16 protein-coding genes are annotated in these 15,502 nt (G+C 62.0%); 7 read left to right on the top strand and 9 right to left on the bottom strand.

The window, feature by feature from the left end:
* Both EOC93_RS28150 and EOC93_RS28145 read left to right on the top strand, forming a co-directional pair.
* Window positions 1–380 (top strand): DUF4242 domain-containing protein (locus EOC93_RS28150; RefSeq protein ID WP_245461563.1); only part of this gene is annotated, 380 nt, incomplete at its 5' end.
* Between the two features lie 167 nt (window positions 381–547).
* Window positions 548–1,474: an oxygenase MpaB family protein gene (locus EOC93_RS28145; protein ID WP_127206244.1), complete on the top strand. Its 927-nt coding sequence runs from the start codon at window positions 548–550 to the stop codon at window positions 1,472–1,474.
* Window positions 1,475–1,690: 216 nt separating this feature from the next.
* On the opposite strand, the gene EOC93_RS28140 is transcribed toward EOC93_RS28145, so the two are convergent.
* From EOC93_RS28140 to thrC, 4 genes are read right to left on the bottom strand one after another with little or no spacing between them, the layout of a single operon-like run.
* Window positions 1,691–4,579 (bottom strand): EAL domain-containing protein, encoded by a 2,889-nt coding sequence (locus EOC93_RS28140; RefSeq protein WP_127206243.1) that lies wholly within the window; start codon window positions 4,577–4,579, stop codon window positions 1,691–1,693.
* Window positions 4,580–4,582: 3 nt separating this feature from the next.
* Window positions 4,583–5,179: a GNAT family protein gene (locus EOC93_RS28135; protein ID WP_127206242.1), complete on the bottom strand. Its 597-nt coding sequence runs from the start codon at window positions 5,177–5,179 to the stop codon at window positions 4,583–4,585.
* Between the two features lie 15 nt (window positions 5,180–5,194).
* Window positions 5,195–6,487 carry a pitrilysin family protein gene (locus tag EOC93_RS28130; RefSeq protein ID WP_126103224.1) on the bottom strand — a complete coding sequence of 431 codons (1,293 nt, stop codon included), beginning with the start codon at window positions 6,485–6,487 and terminating at the stop codon, window positions 5,195–5,197.
* 14 nt (window positions 6,488–6,501) lie between these two features.
* Window positions 6,502–7,899, bottom strand: a complete 1,398-nt coding sequence (gene thrC, locus EOC93_RS28125) for a threonine synthase (RefSeq protein WP_127206241.1) — start codon at window positions 7,897–7,899, stop codon at window positions 6,502–6,504.
* A gap of 128 nt (window positions 7,900–8,027) precedes the next feature.
* Between thrC and EOC93_RS28120 the strand changes: the two genes are divergently transcribed.
* Window positions 8,028–8,702, top strand: a complete 675-nt coding sequence (locus EOC93_RS28120; protein WP_127206240.1) for a hypothetical protein — start codon at window positions 8,028–8,030, stop codon at window positions 8,700–8,702.
* Between the two features lie 39 nt (window positions 8,703–8,741).
* Here EOC93_RS28120 and EOC93_RS28115 read toward each other — a convergent pair whose 3' ends face one another.
* Window positions 8,742–9,428: an HAD family phosphatase gene (locus EOC93_RS28115; protein ID WP_095486159.1), complete on the bottom strand. Its 687-nt coding sequence runs from the start codon at window positions 9,426–9,428 to the stop codon at window positions 8,742–8,744.
* 175 nt (window positions 9,429–9,603) lie between these two features.
* Between EOC93_RS28115 and EOC93_RS28110 the strand changes: the two genes are divergently transcribed.
* Entirely contained in the window at window positions 9,604–10,737 is a 1,134-nt protein-coding gene (locus tag EOC93_RS28110) for a site-specific DNA-methyltransferase (protein ID WP_127206239.1), read from the top strand.
* 112 nt (window positions 10,738–10,849) lie between these two features.
* Here EOC93_RS28110 and EOC93_RS28105 read toward each other — a convergent pair whose 3' ends face one another.
* The 4 genes from EOC93_RS28105 to mutY form a co-directional block, all read right to left on the bottom strand.
* Window positions 10,850–11,239: a PIN domain nuclease gene (locus EOC93_RS28105; protein ID WP_127206238.1), complete on the bottom strand. Its 390-nt coding sequence runs from the start codon at window positions 11,237–11,239 to the stop codon at window positions 10,850–10,852.
* Window positions 11,236–11,448 carry a type II toxin-antitoxin system VapB family antitoxin gene (locus EOC93_RS28100; RefSeq protein WP_127206237.1) on the bottom strand — a complete coding sequence of 71 codons (213 nt, stop codon included), beginning with the start codon at window positions 11,446–11,448 and terminating at the stop codon, window positions 11,236–11,238. Before EOC93_RS28100 ends, EOC93_RS28105 begins: the two co-directional genes overlap by 4 nt.
* 151 nt (window positions 11,449–11,599) lie before the next feature.
* Window positions 11,600–12,211, bottom strand: coding sequence for an HAD family phosphatase (locus tag EOC93_RS28095; protein ID WP_095486157.1), 612 nt, complete (start codon window positions 12,209–12,211; stop codon window positions 11,600–11,602).
* A 21-nt stretch (window positions 12,212–12,232) separates the two neighbouring features.
* A complete protein-coding gene (mutY, locus tag EOC93_RS28090) occupies window positions 12,233–13,417 on the bottom strand; it encodes an A/G-specific adenine glycosylase (protein ID WP_127206236.1) in 1,185 nt (394 codons plus the stop codon).
* Window positions 13,418–13,472: 55 nt separating this feature from the next.
* Here mutY and EOC93_RS28085 point away from each other — a divergent pair, with 55 nt between their 5' ends.
* The 3 genes from EOC93_RS28085 to EOC93_RS28075 all read left to right on the top strand — a co-directional run.
* Window positions 13,473–13,973: a DUF721 domain-containing protein gene (locus tag EOC93_RS28085; protein ID WP_095486155.1), complete on the top strand. Its 501-nt coding sequence runs from the start codon at window positions 13,473–13,475 to the stop codon at window positions 13,971–13,973.
* A 130-nt stretch (window positions 13,974–14,103) separates the two neighbouring features.
* Entirely contained in the window at window positions 14,104–14,841 is a 738-nt protein-coding gene (locus tag EOC93_RS28080; protein ID WP_127206235.1) for a DsbA family protein, read from the top strand.
* Window positions 14,842–14,958: 117 nt separating this feature from the next.
* Window positions 14,959–15,502, top strand: a 544-nt coding sequence (locus EOC93_RS28075; RefSeq protein WP_164759302.1) for an AAA family ATPase, incomplete at its 3' end; no start/stop codon positions are given.

Below are 15,502 nucleotides of genomic sequence, written 5' to 3'. Positions count from 1 at the left end.
ATTATAGCCCCTTCATCGATAACTGTCGGCTATCGATCGATAGAAAAAATGTCGTTTTCTTTCGCCCGCCATTGCATTCAACTCCTGTAGTCACTGAACTAGGAGGAGATCTGGAAATGACCGTCTATATGGTGGAACGGGACCTCAAAGGCATCAGCATGGAAGCTCTGGGAGATGCACAGAAGGCGGCGATCAGCAAGGCCGCTGAGATGACGTCCAACGGCACCGACATCAGGTATCTGCGCTCGACCTTCGCACCGGAGGACGGGCGCTGCATGTGCCTGTTTGACGCTGTCTCCAATACCGACGTGAAGCGTCTAAACGACGATGCAGGACTGCCCTATCACAGAATCGTGCCGGCGCTCGATCTGACCCAATAAGGCCAGCACGACCGGGCTCGTGATGACCATCCGGGCCCGGCGTTCTGGAGAGTCATGCGCAGCGCGCCAGGCTGATCATTTGGAACGACGGAAGACCCAAGACGTTCGTGCTGCATCCGCTAGCCGCAGTTCTAACGCTTGTTGCTCCCAGGAGTCTGAGGCGGACCATGTTTGGCAGCTCGGGCATCATTCCTCTGCCTCGCCCGCTTGAGCGTCGTGTGGATACTCTTGCGCAGTCGTTCATGCGCCAGCGGCTCGGATATCAGATGGACTTCTCGACCCCGGAAGGCGAGCCGGCGCTGTTACCGCCCACCTCCGTGTCCTGGCGTATTTTCAAGAACCCTGTTGCGCTGTTCATCGGCGGGGTTACGGCGGTGCTGCTCGAATTGGCAGAGCCGCGGGTTCGCGACGCCATTTGGCAGCACAGCACATTCCGCTCCCACGCGCTCCGACGATTGCAGCGTACAGGCCTCGCTGCCTTGGTCACGGTCTACGCCCCCCGAACCAAGGCTACGGCCATGATTGAAGGTGTGGTCAGGATGCATGGGCGCGTTTCAGGTCGAACCAGCGAAGGCGAGCCATACCACGCCACCGACCCGGAGTTGCTGGATTGGGTGCAAGCGACGGCCGGGTTTGGTTTCATGGAGGCGTATCACGTCTATGTGCATCGTCTGCATTTTTTCGAACGGGACGCGATGTTTGCTGAGGCTCGCCCCGTCGCGCTTCTCTATGGTGCGGTTGACGCGCCCACGTCTCAGGCCGAGCTTTACGCGCTGTTCGACGTGATGAGGCAAAGACTAGTCGCGTCGCCGATCATCTTGGAATTCCTGGAGATCATGGAAGAAGTTCCCGCCTTGCCGGGAGTGGCTCGACCGCTTCAGCGGCCATTTCTGAAGGCGGCAGTCGAGATCCTACCCCGCTGGGTCCGCGAGCGGTTGGCGCTCGGCGACCGCTGGACCCTGAAGCCGTGGGAGCGTGCTTTTGTGAAGATGACGGCTGCAATCTGCGAGAGCATCGTGCTCCCCTCATCACCAGCCGTCCAGTCATGCCGTCGCCTCGGTCTTTCCGAGAGCTATCTCTATCGCCGCCGTTAATTCAGGCTTCCAACATTGGTAGAGCCACGCCACGGGTCGGGAGTTAAAGTTTTCGATACTGCGGACCAGAAGGGTTGACTTGCAACCTCCGAGCGCCGGGAAGCGGCCGGCATAAGGCCGCTCTGGTTAGGAAGGGTCGTTCTCTGCCATTCCAAGCGGGTACGCATGTCGCCCAAAAGATGCTCAGCGGATTTGGGACAACGACATGCGCAAAAATCAAGCCTGAGTCAGCGGATACTGTTCCTTCAGCGTCTTCAGCACCTGATCGCCGGGCATCGGTGCGCCGAACATGAAGCTCTGCACATATTCGCAGCCCATCTGCCGCAGTTCGAGCGCATCGCTTTCGTCCGAAATCCCTTCGGCCACGACCGAAAGGCCGAGTTCATGCGCCATGTTGACCATGGATTTGAGCAGCACCGCGCGCTTCGGTGTCGAGTCGTCGACGAAGCTCTTGTCGATTTTGATCGTGTCGAAGGGGAAGCGCGTCAGATAGGCTAGCGATGAGTAGCCGGTGCCGAAATCGTCCAGCGACAGGCCGATACCAAGCTTCTTCAGCTTGTTCAGCACATGGGCTGTCTGCTCGGGATTGTCCATCACCAGCGATTCGGTGAGTTCGAGCCGGAAGCAGCGCGGCTTTAGATTGGCTCGCGCGATCACCGAGCGGACGTCGCTGACCAGATCGCGGCGGATGAGCTGACGGCTGGACAAGTTGACCGAAACCGACAACGGCGCATCGCCGATCTGCTTTTGCCATCCCGCCAGATCTTCGGCGGCCTGTTGCATGGCAAAAAGGCCAAGCTGCACGATCAGGCCGCAGCTCTCGGCGACCGGGATGAAATCGCCCGGCGGGATCATGCCTCGGCGCGGATGGTCCCAGCGCAAAAGCGCCTCGAAGCCGGCAACGCTGCCGTCTTCGAGCCGCACGATGGGCTGGTAGGCGAGTGTGAATTCGCGCCGTTCGATGGCGCGGCGCAGGTCGGACTCGAACTGCAGCCGGTCGGTGCCGACGGTCCGGAAGGCGGGGCGGAACGGCTCGATCCTGTCGCCGCCGAAACGCTTGGCCTGGTGCATGGCAAGCTCGGCGTCCTTGACCATGTCCTCGGCCGAACTCTGCGACGAGGTCCAGGTGACCAGCCCGATCGAGGCGGTCAGCACGATCTCGCGCTTGGCAAAGGTGATCGGATTGTTGATCGCATGCTTTATGGCGTCGGCGACCGCCGCGATGCGGGCCGGGTCCTGTTCGGAAAGCAGCATCAGCGCGAACTGGTCGCCGGCAAAGCGCGACAGCGAATCCTTCGGCTTGAGCAACCGGTGCAGCCGGCGCGCAATGGTGAGCAGGATTGTATCGCCGGCCGAGATGCCGAGCCCGTCATTGACCTGCTTGAACCGGTCGATGTCGATGACGAAGACGGTCGGACGCACCTTCTCTTCCGTGCGCGCGATCGAGATAATCGCCTCCAGCCGGTTCATCAGCAATTCCCGGTTCGGCAGGCCGGTCAGATTGTCATGCACGGCATCGTGCAGCAGCCGCTCCTCGGACTTCTTCTGCTCCGTCACGTCGACCATGGTGCCGACGCAGCGGATGACCTCGCCGTCCGATCCGATCACCGGCCGGGCGCGTAGCGAAAACCAGTGATAGTGCCCGTCGGCTCCGCGCAGGCGGAAGTTCTGCGACACCCGGCCGCGCCGGTGTTCGAGCACCACGTCGAGCGTGGTGCGGAACGTGTCACGATCGTCGGCATGCAGCACCGGCAGCCAGTTGCGGGCGGCCCCACCCAGACTGTCGGGCGCTAGGCCAAGCTGGATGCTGACATCCGGCTTGGTGACGACGCGGTCGCGCATCACGTCCCAGTCCCAAACCGTGTCGCCCGATCCGGCGACGGCCAGCGCCTGCCGCTCGAGATCGGAGAACAGGCCCTGATGCAGCACGCCGCCGGCAAAGGCGTGCTGCATGACGGTGAAGCCGATCAGCAGGATGATGAGGATCAGCCCGCCGCCCAGCGCCGGCTGGGCAATGTCGTTGTCGAGCATGCCGGTGATCGCCATCCACGACCCGCATAACCACAACAAGACCATGACCCAACTGGGCACCAGCATGATGGCACGGTCGTAGCCGCGTATGCCGAGGAAAATGATCAGGCCGAGGCCGGTCAGGGCGGTGGCGGCGAAGGACAGCCTGGCGATGCCGGCGGCGACCGCCGGATCGACGATGGCCACACCCGCGATCAGCACCAGCCCAAGAATCCAGACCAACGCGCCGTAGCTGAAATGGCCGTGCCATCGGTTGAGGTTGAGGTAGGCGAACAGGAACACCACGAAGGTCGCCGCAAGCGCCACCTCCGTTCCGGCTCGCCACATCTGCTCGTTGCCGGGCGATATTTCCAGGACCTTGTTGAGAAAGCCGAAATCGATGCAGATATAGGCGAGCACCGCCCAGGCGAGTGCGGCGGTAGCCGGGAACATCGAGGTTCCCTTGACGACGAAAAGGATGGTCAGGAACAACGCCAGAAGGCCGGCGATGCCGATGACGATGCCGCGAAACAGCGTGTAGGAATTGACCGAGTCCTTGTAGGATTCCGGATCCCACAGATAGACCTGCGGCAGTTTGGGCGAGGCAAGTTCGGCAATGAAGGTGATCACCGTTCCGGGATTCAGCGTCACCCGGAACACATCGGCGTCGGGGCTGGTCTGGCGGTCGAGCGCGAAGCCCTCGCTGGGCGTGATCGCGGCAATGCGGGTCGAGCCGAGATCCGGCCAGAAGATGCCGGAATTCACCAGCCGGAAATGCGGTGCGACGATCAGCCTGTCGAGCTGCTGGTCGGTGGTGTTGGCTAGCGCGAACACCGCCCAGTCGCCGGTCGAGCGCGCATCATTGGCCTCGACCTCGATGCGCCGCACGATGCCGTCCGGTCCCGGCGCGGTCGACACCTGGAAGTTCTCGCCCTGGTTGCGGTAGATTTCGACCGCGCCCGAAAGGTCGAGCGCCACGTCGTCGCGGGCGATCTTGATCGGTTCGACGGCGAAGGCCGAGGACGCCGCGCAGAGCGTGACGATTGCCGTCAGGACAAAGGCGAACAGCGACCCGATTCGCAGGAAATTCGTCAAAAATCAGTCCTTCGTTCCCGCGCCGGGCAGATCGTCCTCGATCCGGGCGTAGAGGTAATGGTCCTGCCAGATGCCATTGATCCTGAGATAGGATCGCAGAAGTCCTTCGCGCCGGAATCCGGCTTTTTCAAGCACGCGGATCGACCGAGCGTTGTCGGGAATACAGGCAGCTTCGATCCGGTGCAACCTCAGCGTATCGAAGGCGAAGCGCGTCACCACCTTGACCGCGTCGGTCATCAGACCGCGGCCGCTGTAGCGCTCGCCGATCCAGTAGCCGATATGGCCGCTTTGCGCGACGCCGTGGCGGATGTTGCCGAGGGTGATTCCGCCGACAAGCTTGCCGCTGCTTTTGTCGAAGATGAAGAAGGCTATGGCCGTTCCCTGCGCGTAATCTTCGCGGTAACGGCTGAGGCGATGCCGCCAGGCCGTGCGGTCGAGCTCGTCGGGGTTCCACCGCGGCTCCCACGGCTCCAGGAAGCGGCGGCTTTCCCCGCGCAGCACCGACCATTCGCGATAGTCGTTGGTCAGCGGCACGCGCAGCGTGACGCGATCGCCCTTCAGTGCCGGCAGGTCACGGCGAAAGAAAGGGAGCGCGAACATGACGCTTTGATGGACTTAGCCGGCGAGCTTTCGGGCCGTGGTCTGCGTGCCCGAAAGCGACTCAAGGACCGCCTCATAGGGAGCGAGCGTGCCCACCGGTCCGACGGCAGTCAGCGTCGGCTTGGTCGAAAACAGCCGTGACGACAGGTCCGTCAACCGCTCGACCGTCAGCGCCGACAGCCGTTCCATCAGCTCTTCCTTGGCGATCGGCCGGCCGAACAGAAGCATTTGCCGGGCGATCTGCGAGGCGCGGCTGGCCGGGCTCTCGGCGGACATGATCAGGCCTGCGCGGTACTGGGCGCGTGCCCGGTCGAGTTCCTCCTGCAGGATGTTCTCGCCGGCCTTCTGCAACTCGTCGATGACCACCGGCACCAATTCGGCGATGTCGCTCTGCCCGGTCGCGGCATGGACGCCGAATATGCCGGTGTCAGAAAAACCCCAGTGGAAGGCATAGACCGAATAGCACAGCCCGCGTTTTTCGCGGACTTCCTGGAAAAGGCGCGACGACATGCCGCCGCCAAGGATCATCGACAGGACCTGCGAGGCGTAGAAGTCACGCACATGATAGGCGCGGCCCTCGAAACCCAGCACGATCTGCGCGTCCATCAGGTCGCGGTCCTCGCGGAAATCGCCGCCGACATATTGCGCATATTGAGGCATCGTGTTGTCGGACTTGCTGCGGAAGCCGCCGAGATGCTTCTCGACCTCACGCACGAAATTGTCGTGCTTGATGTCGCCGGCGGCGACGACCACCATGCGTTCGGCGCCATATTGCCGTTCGATGAATTTGTGCAGTTGCTTCGAGGTGAACGATTTGACGGTTTCCGGCGTGCCGAGGATGGAACGGCCGATCGTCTGGTGGCGGAAGGCCGTCTCGGTGAAACGGTCGAAGACGATGTCGTCGGGCGTGTCGTGAGCGGCGCCGATCTCTTGCAGGATCACATGCTGCTCGCGCTCTAGCTCCTGCGGGTCGAACTCGGATTCCTGCAGGATATCGGAGAGGATATCGACGGCCAGGGGCACGTCGTCGCTCAGCACCCTGGCATAATAGGATGTGGTCTCGACACTGGTGGCGGCATTGATCTCGCCGCCGACATCCTCGATTTCCGAGGCGATCTCGAAGGCGCTGCGCCTTCTGGTTCCCTTGAACGCCATGTGTTCAAGCAGGTGGGCCATTCCGTGCTCTTCGTTACGCTCGTTGCGGGCGCCTGATTTGACCCAGGCACCAAGAGCGACGGATTCGAGGCTTGGAAGGGTTTCGGTGGCGACTGTCAGGCCGTTCGACAGACGGCTTACCTCAACACCCATATAGCTAATACTCCCTAACTTGCCGCCCGCGTGTGACGGCTAACATAATCTTCCACCATTTTCAGGTCGGATGGAAGTACCGTGTATTTTTCCTCTGATGTCATCAACCCGCCTAGCCACGCGGGCAGGGCAGGCGACACGCCGCTGGCGGCTTCGACGGCAGCCGGGAATTTTGCCGGATGGGCGGTGCCGAGCACCACCATGGGCACGGCCTTGGTGGCCTTCGCACCCGCAACATGCATGGCCGCGGCCGTGTGCGGGTCGAGCAAATAATCACTGGCGTCGAGCGTCGAGCGGATCGTGGCGGCGACTTCGTCCATCGTCGAACGGCCAGCATCGAATTCGGAGCGGATCCTGGCGATCTCGCCCGCTTCGATGGCGAAGGCGCCGGACTGCTTGAGGCCGCTCATGTAGCGCCGCACGGTCGAGGCATCGCGACCGGCCGCCTCGAACAGCAGGCGCTCGAAATTCGACGAGACCTGGATGTCCATCGACGGCGACGTGGTCGAAAAGACGCCTTTCGTGCGGTACTCGCCGCTCGACAGCGTGCGCGCCAGAATGTCGTTGTCATTGGTCGCGATGATAAGCCGCTCGATCGGCAGCCCCATCTTCTTGGCGGCGTAGCCGGCGAAGATGTCGCCGAAATTGCCGGTCGGCACCGTGAAGGAAACCGGCCGGTCGGGCGCGCCGAGCGACAGCGCCGATGAGAAATAATAGACGATCTGGGCCATGATGCGGGCCCAGTTGATCGAATTGACGCCCGACAGCGACACCCGGTCGCGAAAACCGTGATCGTTGAACATGTCCTTCACCAGGCCTTGGCAGTCGTCGAAATTGCCTTCGACCGCCAGTGCATGGACATTTGCCGCGGTGGACGTCGTCATCTGCCGCTGCTGCACCGGCGAGACCCGGCCGTGCGGGAAAAGAACGAAGATGTCGGTCCGATTGCGCCCGGCGAAGGCATCGATGGCAGCCCCGCCGGTATCGCCTGATGTGGCGCCGACAATGGTGGCGCGCTGGTCGCGTTCGGCAAGCACATGGTCCATCAGCCGGGCGAGAAGCTGCATGGCGACGTCCTTGAAGGCAAGTGTCGGGCCGTGGAAGAGTTCCAGAACGAACATGTTCGAGCCGGTTTGCACCAGCGGGCAGACCGCCTCGTGGCGAAAGGTCGCATAGGCTTCACGCACCAGGCGTTCGAACACCGGCATCGCGATCTCGTCGCCGAGAAACGGCGACAGCACGCGGATGGCGAGGTCGGGATAGGCAAGGCCGCGCATGGCGCGGATCTCTGCCGCCGAAAACTGCGGCCAGGCATCAGGCACATAAAGTCCGCCATCGCGTGCCAGACCCACCAGCACCGCGTCGGAAAATCCAAGCACGGGCGCTTCCCCGCGGGTACTCACATATTGCATCGTTACATGTCCATTGCTGCCGGGCGGCTTCATCCGCGGCAAAGTGGTTAATTTCCGCGCTTGCTCAGTCGCATTTTTGCCGCGCGGTTGATATACGTCACCCGCTTTGCGAGAGGGAAGTGCAGTTCATGGCGTTTCATTCATTCAACGGTCGTTTTGTCGCGGGTCTGGCCCTCGCTGGCTTTATGCTTACCGCCGCCGGCTGCCAATCAGGCGGCAGTAGCATTCTGGGCTTCGGAAAAAAGGACTCGACACCGCCACCACCTCCGGACCCGAAGGTTCTTTCCAGCCAACTGCTGGCCTATTGTCCGAAAGTGACGCTGCGCGACGGCACCGCTTTCTTCAACACCTATGCCAAGGGCAACCAGAAGCCCAAGAAAAAAGCCGCCGCTCAGGACGCCGAGGCTGCTGCGCTCGACGCGAGCAGCGATCAGCAGGACGATTCGGCGAAGGTCATCTATCAGGCCTCGATCACCGATGTGACCCGCGACTGCAACCGTGCCAACGGCTCGCTGACGATGAAGATCGCCGTCGCCGGCAAGGTCGTTCCGGGACCGATGTTCAGCCCGGGCACGATCACAATGCCGATCCGTATCGCAGTGATGCATGGCACCGAGGTGCTTTACTCGCAGCTTCATCAACATCAGGTCCAGGTTACCAATCCCTCGAGTGCCACCCAGTTCGTCTTCACCGATTCGAACGTCGTCGTTCCCGAGCCCACTGCGCAGGACTATCAGGCGTTCGCCGGCTATGACGAAGGCCCGGCGAAGAAGACCGACAAGAAGATTGCCGCAGCCGAATAGCGGCGGCATTAGGGCCGCCTCCGGTCGGAGGCGTATGCATCACGCATCCGACCATTCCGACAGGGCGGCGATCACGCTTTTCAGTTCTGCCCAGCGGCGGATGACCGTTTCGGCGCCGGCCTCGGTCAGCGCGTCGGCATGCCCGGGATAGCTGTGCGCCGCGCCGGTAAAGCCGATAACGCGCATGCCGGCTGCCCTGGCGCCGGTCACGCCATGCACGGAATCCTCGATGACGAAGGTGTTGGCCGGATCGGCCTTGAGCTTTGCCGCGGCAAAGAGAAACACGTCTGGGGCAGGCTTGGACTTTCCGCTCGGTGTTTCCAGAGAGGAAAAAATCCGGCCGTTGAAAAACGGCAGCAGATGCACCTTCTCCAGCATGAATTCGATCCGCTCGGAGCGAGAATTCGAGCAGATGCAGCGCGGCGCAGTCACCGCGGCGACCGCCTCGTGCACCCCGTCGATGGCGCGCACATCGCTGCGCAGCCTGCGGTCGACCAGGTCTTCGGCGCGATCGATCAACGAGGCTTGGAATGGGATGCGGGACTTCTCCTCGACCCGCATCATGATGTCCTTGAAGGTCAGCCCGGCATAGGTTTCGGAAATCTCCTCGGCCGATATCTCGTAACCGGCCGATGTCAAAAGCTCGGCTTCGATGCGCGCGGCGATGATTTCGGAATCGACGAGCACGCCGTCGCAATCGAAGATGACAAGGTCTGGCTGGGGCATTGGCGATCCGGAAAGCGGGAGGGAGGAGGCTGAGACGCTCAGGCGGCGCGGCATACACCAACAGGCCGGCCTTCGCAAATTACCTGTGGTCGAAACCCTCAGCCTTCACCGAATATTTACGCTGATCGGTAACCATAACAGGGAGTAAACAGTAACGCGTGCTTTGGGTGTCACAATGTCTGCCGTGCGTCTTCTCGACGACCTTTCCCATGCTCCCCAGCAATCCGAATGGCTGGATACGATCCTGAAGGGCGATTGCGTCGCCGCGCTCGACCGGCTGCCCGAAAAGTCCATCGACGTGATCTTTGCCGATCCGCCCTACAATCTGCAGCTCGATGGCGATCTGCACCGGCCCGACCAGTCCAAGGTGGATGCCGTCGACGACGACTGGGATCAGTTCGCGAGTTTTGAGGTCTACGATGCCTTCACCCGCGCCTGGCTGCTGGCGGCGCGCCGCGTGCTGAAACCCAACGGCACCATCTGGGTCATCGGCTCCTACCACAACATTTTCAGGGTCGGCGCCAAGATGCAGGATCTGGGGTTCTGGATCCTCAATGATGTCGTCTGGCGCAAGACCAATCCGATGCCGAATTTCCGCGGCCGTCGCTTCCAGAACGCCCATGAGACGATGATCTGGGCCTCGCGCGATCAGAAGGGCAAGGGTTATACCTTCAACTACGAAGCGCTGAAGGCGTCGAATGACGACATCCAGATGCGTTCCGACTGGCTGTTTCCGATCTGCACCGGCGGCGAGCGCCTGAAGAACGAAAATGGCGACAAGCTGCATCCGACGCAGAAGCCCGAAGCGCTGCTCGCCCGCATCATGATGGCCTCGACGAAGCCCGGCGATATCGTCCTCGATCCCTTCTTTGGCTCCGGCACCACCGGCGCGGTAGCCAAGCGCCTCGGCCGCCATTTCGTCGGCATCGAGCGCGAGCAGGCCTATATCGACGCCGCCAACGAGCGCATCGATGCAGTCCGGCCGCTGAGCGGCGCCGATCTTACCGTGCTTACCGGCAAGCGCGCCGAGCCGCGGGTTGCCTTCGTCAGCCTCATCGACACCGGGCTGATGTTGCCGGGTGCCACGCTTTATGACGCCAAGAAGCGCTGGGCGGCCAGGGTACGCGCCGATGGCACGGTGGCGATCGGCGACAGCGCCGGATCGATCCACAAGATCGGCGCGGAAGTGCAGGGGCTGGACGCCTGCAACGGCTGGACCTTCTGGCACTATGAGCGCAGCGGCGGCCTGACCCCGATCGACGAGCTTCGCCGCATCGCCCGTCTCGGCATGGAGCGGGCAGGGGCCTGACAATAACCGCCATGGCGATCTCGTTGCACATCGTTCCCGAAGGAAGCAGGATCGCGCTTTCTTGACCGAGAAGTGCCGCGAGTGTTCCGCCAGTCCGGTCGTCGGGTCTTCGTCAAGCGAGTTGCAGACCGAGGTAAAGAACCATCGGGTCGAAGTCTCGGTCGTCATGCAACAGCGCGTGTCCGCCCTGGATGCAGAATGTGCCGATGATCATATCGATTGTCTTGCGGATGGTGATGCCCCGCTGCCGGAGCAAGCGGTAGTTTCGGGCAGCTTCGACTGCCGTCGCCGGATCCAGCATCGGCACAATAGCGAACTGTCGAAGGTTCCGCTCAATCAGTTGGGCATGCGGTTCGTTGCGCGCGCCTTGTAGCACTTCCATCAGGATCAAGTCTCCGACCAGAATCTCCTGAGTCTCGTCGAGATGCCTGAGCTTACCTACCGAGACGCTGTCCGTATTGCGGAGATGGGCGATCCAGACGGAACTGTCGACGACGATCATCGATGCTGATCGGGCGAACGGCCTTCCCGCATGGTGTCAAGATCGCCGTCCCAACCGGCGCCAGCAAGTGCGGCGATAGCCATATCCTGCCGGTGCCGGCGCACCAGAATGCGCAAGGCGGCCTCAATCGTCGCTTTTTTGGTCTTGAGACCGGAGGCGGCCATGGCCTCCGCGATTAGTTTGTCGTCGAGTTCGATGTTGGTTCGCATGACGATGCTCGATGTGTATAAATTGGACTAAATATACACATCCTGCTCCTGGCCAACAAGCCGTCACGCTGACAGCCGTCACGATGAAAGAGGGGACATCCTCGCGCAAACTTGAAGCGGATTATCGATCGGCCTGTCGAAGTGATTCAAATCACACTCTGATCCCCAGCTCTCTAAGGTCCGCCTTGAGCGTCTTGGCGTCGGTGAACAGCACGGACTGCCAGCCAGCCGCCTTGGCACCTTCGACATTCTTCTGGCTGTCGTCGATGAACAGCGTGGCCGCGGGCTCGAGGCCGAAGGCGGCGACGTGATGATCGTAGATGCCGCGATCAGGCTTGATCAGGCCGATCTCGCCCGAAATGGTCACCCCGCGCGGACGGTTGAGGAAGTCGAAACGCTGCCGGGCTTCGGCGAGCGTATCGGAGGCGAAGTTGGTCAGCATGGTGACGTCGTGGCCGGTGTCGATCAGCTTCTCCATGATCTCAACGCTGTCCGCATAGGCGTGCGGCACCATCTCGTGCCAGAGGCGGCGGAAGCTGCGGATGTTTTCGGCATGGTCGGGATGTTCGGCGATCAGCAGGGCTTCGGCTTCCTCCCATGCCCGCCCTCGATCCTGCTCGATGTTCCAGTCATGCGTGCAGACATTGTCGAAGAACCACTTTCTCTCCTCGGCATCCGGAATGAGACGGCTGAACGGAAGGTTCGGGTCATAGTGGATCAGCACTCTGCCGATGTCGAAAACGATGTGGCGGATTTCAGTCATTCTGTCCTCATTCAATGCAATTCAATGCGGGCGCTGCTTTTTGGTCGCGCCCGGTATCGCCGCTTCGATTACCTTTTTCATGACAGTGGGTAAGGCTTCCCCGGAAATTTCATGGGCCAGTGACCAGAAATGCCCCGCCGGAGCAGCGCCTTCCGCCACCGATTTGAACACGTCGAGTTCAAGCCCGAAATGGGTAAAGACGTGGCCAATCCGCCCGGCGGGCCGCCAGTCGCCGGGAAAGGGGGCTGCCGCATCCGTGGTGGCGCCGTCAATCCGTGCTGTCCAGCCGGTCGTCGGCACCTCGGTCATGCCGCCGAGCAGGCCTTTTTCCACACGTTTTCGCAAAAGAATGGCGCCGTCGGCCCTGACGGCGACAAAGGCGGCGCCACGCCGCAATGGCTTTTCCGCCTTCGGCAGGCGCACCGGAAAATGCTCGGGGTCGCCCGAGACAGTGGCGCTGCAATCGTCTCGCAGCGGGCACAGCATACAGCGCGGCCGGCGTGGCGTGCAGATCGTCGCGCCCAGATCCATCATCGCCTGGGCGAAATCGCCCGGTCTGGTCGCTGGAACCATGCGCTCGACATAGGCGCGTATGTCTGCCTTGGCTTCGCTTAGCGGCGTAGCGATCGAGAACAGCCGGGAAACCACACGCTCGACATTGCCGTCGACGACCGCGGCTGGCTGGTCGAAGGCGATCGCCGCGATCGCCGCCGCCGTGTAGGCGCCGATGCCGGGCAGCTCTCTCAAGGCAGCTTGCGTATCCGGAAACCTGCCGCCTTGCCGTGCGACGAGATCGGCGCAGGCCTTTAGATTGCGCGCGCGGGAATAGTAGCCGAGCCCGGCCCAGGCCTTCATGACATCTTCGGTCGGTGAAGCGGCCAACGCCTCGACATCCGGCCATTTCTGGACAAAGGCCCGGAAATACGATTTTACCGCTTCCACCGTGGTCTGCTGCAGCATGACTTCGGAAAGCCAGATGCGGTAGGGATCGGGACGCACCCCGCGTGCCAGCTCGCGCGGCGCAATGCGCCACGGCAAGTCGCGGTGATGCGCGTCGTACCAGGCGAGCAGGCGGGACGCGATCTCGGCGCTCTCCCCCGATGCAGCCTTGCTGCTATCGTCGGACGCAGCTTTGCTGCTGTCTCTAGACGCGGCTCTGCCGCTGTCTCCGGATGCGGTCTTGCGGGTCTGGTCGTGCAGTGCCATTGATCGAGGACTGGCCTAGCCGATGCTTGGTGAAGGTCGTGACTGGAGAACGCACATGGCAGGGAAAAGGCCCTTCGGCAATCCCGTTCCGGTGAGTGATCTCGCAACCCAGATCCTCGATCCGGTGTTGCGCAAGCGGGCCGGCATGTCGATCGGGCTCGTGCAGTCTTGGGAGGAGATTGCCGGGCCTCGGCTCGCCAGCCGTTCGCGCCCTGAAAAGATCCAGTGGCCGCGGCGCATGCATGAAGACGATCCGTTCGAGCCGGCGGTGCTGGTCATCGCCTGCGAAGGCATGGCCGCGCTCCATCTGCAGCACGAAACCGGCGAGATCATCAACAGGGTCAATGCCTTCCTCGGCTTCAACGCTATCGGCCGGATCAGAATCGTGCAAAAGCCGGTGACGGCGGACAAGGGGCGGCCTAAACCAAGCTTCCGGCCGCTGACTGCGGCCGAGAAGGTGAAGCTGTCAGGCACTGTCGGAATGATCGAGGATGACGGGCTGCGTGCTTCGCTGGAGCGGCTCGGCGCCACCATTCTCGGTCAAAAGAAGGTATAATCTCGCGCTTTCGTGATCGCGCACACAAAGTTTGGCGATTGGAATGGGGACGGCGATGCCTTAATTCGCGCCAACTCTCGCCTTTTCTAGCCTTTGCATTGCAAAATCCAACCATTGTCAGGTGATTCGTATGACCCGTCCTTTGTCCCGCAGAAACCTCCTGTCGTCGCTGGCCGCCATTCCGGCGGTGGCTCTGCTCGCCGCCTGCAGCGACTCGGGCGAGAAGGCCGTCGCGCAGGATGCGGCTCCCGCCGATGCGATGAAGCCGGCCGATCCGGCGAAGCCGACAACGCCGGCCGCGGTCAAGGCGCCTGAGGCCCAGGGCACGGTGGACATGGCGGCCTTGCTGAAGCCAGGCGCGCTGCCCGACGCGCAACTGGGCAAGGACGACGCGAAAGTCACAATCGTCGAATATGCCTCGATGACCTGCCCGCACTGCGCGCATTTCCACGAAACCACCCTCCCGGAGCTGAAGACGAAATATATCGACACCGGCAAGGCCCGCCTTATCCTGCGCGAATTTCCGTTCGACCCCAGCGCTGAGGCCGGTTTCATGCTGGCGCGCTGCTCCAAGGACAATTATTTCCCGATGGTAGACGTTCTGTTCAAGCAGCAGGCGAACTGGGCAGGAGTTGCCAATACCAAGGATGCCCTGCTGCAAATCTCCAAGATGGCCGGTTTTACACAGGAGTCCTTCGAGGCCTGCTTGACGGACCAGAAACTTCTGGACGATGTGAGGTCGGTCCAGAAGCGCGGCGCCGATGAATTCAAGGTCGACTCGACGCCGACCTTCTTTATCAACGGAAAGACCTACAAGGGGGCGCTGTCGATTGAGGAAATATCGGCCATCATCGACCCTCTGCTCTGACGTTTCCGCAGCGCCGAAGCGGCTGCGCTTCGGGCTGCGCAGCTTTTTGCTGTGCCGCGGATTCTCTTCGCAAAACCGCGGAACACTTTTGCGGAACTTGGCTATGGGGCGGCGCGAATGAAGTTCTCGCGCCTTCGCCTGCTCGGGTTCAAGTCCTTCGTCGAACCCGGCGAGTTCGTCATCGAACGCGGCCTGACCGGCATCGTCGGGCCGAACGGCTGCGGCAAGTCGAACCTTGTCGAGGCTTTACGCTGGGTGATGGGCGAAAGCTCGTACAAGAACATGCGCGCGTCCGGCATGGACGACGTCATCTTTTCCGGTTCCGGAACGCGTCCGGCCCGCAACACCGCTGAAGTCACGCTTTTCCTCGACAACAGCGACCGTACCGCGCCTTCGGCTTTCAATGACGCAGACGAGTTGCAGGTTTCGCGCCGCATCGAGCGCGAGGCCGGTTCGCTCTACCGCATCAATGGCAAGGAAGCCCGCGCCAAGGACGTGCAGCTGCTTTTCGCCGACCAGTCTACCGGCGCGCGCTCGCCTTCGATGGTCGGGCAGGGCCGCATCGGCGAGCTGATCCAGGCAAAGCCGCAGGCGCGCCGCGCGCTTCTGGAAGAGGCGGCCGGCATTTCGGGCCTTCACACACGCCGCCACGAGGCCGAGC

The sequence above is a fragment of the Mesorhizobium sp. M6A.T.Ce.TU.002.03.1.1 genome, assembly GCF_003997275.1.
GTDB lineage: Bacteria > Pseudomonadota > Alphaproteobacteria > Rhizobiales > Rhizobiaceae > Mesorhizobium > Mesorhizobium mediterraneum.
This window is presented reverse-complemented; position numbering and strand designations above follow the sequence as displayed.

Bases quoted from the DNA above. Each gene is read 5' to 3' on its own strand.
- EOC93_RS28145 (WP_127206244.1), top strand. From the start codon at position 548: ATGTTTGGCAGCTCGGGCATCATTCCTCTGCCTCGCCCGCTTGAGCGT.
- EOC93_RS28135 (WP_127206242.1), bottom strand. From the start codon at position 5,179: ATGTTCGCGCTCCCTTTCTTTCGCCGTGACCTGCCGGCACTGAAGGGC.
- EOC93_RS28130 (WP_126103224.1), bottom strand. From the start codon at position 6,487: ATGGGTGTTGAGGTAAGCCGTCTGTCGAACGGCCTGACAGTCGCCACC.
- thrC (WP_127206241.1), bottom strand. From the start codon at position 7,899: ATGCAATATGTGAGTACCCGCGGGGAAGCGCCCGTGCTTGGATTTTCC.
- EOC93_RS28120 (WP_127206240.1), top strand. From the start codon at position 8,028: ATGGCGTTTCATTCATTCAACGGTCGTTTTGTCGCGGGTCTGGCCCTC.
- EOC93_RS28115 (WP_095486159.1), bottom strand. From the start codon at position 9,428: ATGCCCCAGCCAGACCTTGTCATCTTCGATTGCGACGGCGTGCTCGTC.
- EOC93_RS28110 (WP_127206239.1), top strand. From the start codon at position 9,604: ATGTCTGCCGTGCGTCTTCTCGACGACCTTTCCCATGCTCCCCAGCAA.
- EOC93_RS28105 (WP_127206238.1), bottom strand. From the start codon at position 11,239: ATGATCGTCGTCGACAGTTCCGTCTGGATCGCCCATCTCCGCAATACG.
- EOC93_RS28100 (WP_127206237.1), bottom strand. From the start codon at position 11,448: ATGCGAACCAACATCGAACTCGACGACAAACTAATCGCGGAGGCCATG.
- EOC93_RS28095 (WP_095486157.1), bottom strand. From the start codon at position 12,211: ATGACTGAAATCCGCCACATCGTTTTCGACATCGGCAGAGTGCTGATC.
- mutY (WP_127206236.1), bottom strand. From the start codon at position 13,417: ATGGCACTGCACGACCAGACCCGCAAGACCGCATCCGGAGACAGCGGC.
- EOC93_RS28085 (WP_095486155.1), top strand. From the start codon at position 13,473: ATGGCAGGGAAAAGGCCCTTCGGCAATCCCGTTCCGGTGAGTGATCTC.
- EOC93_RS28080 (WP_127206235.1), top strand. From the start codon at position 14,104: ATGACCCGTCCTTTGTCCCGCAGAAACCTCCTGTCGTCGCTGGCCGCC.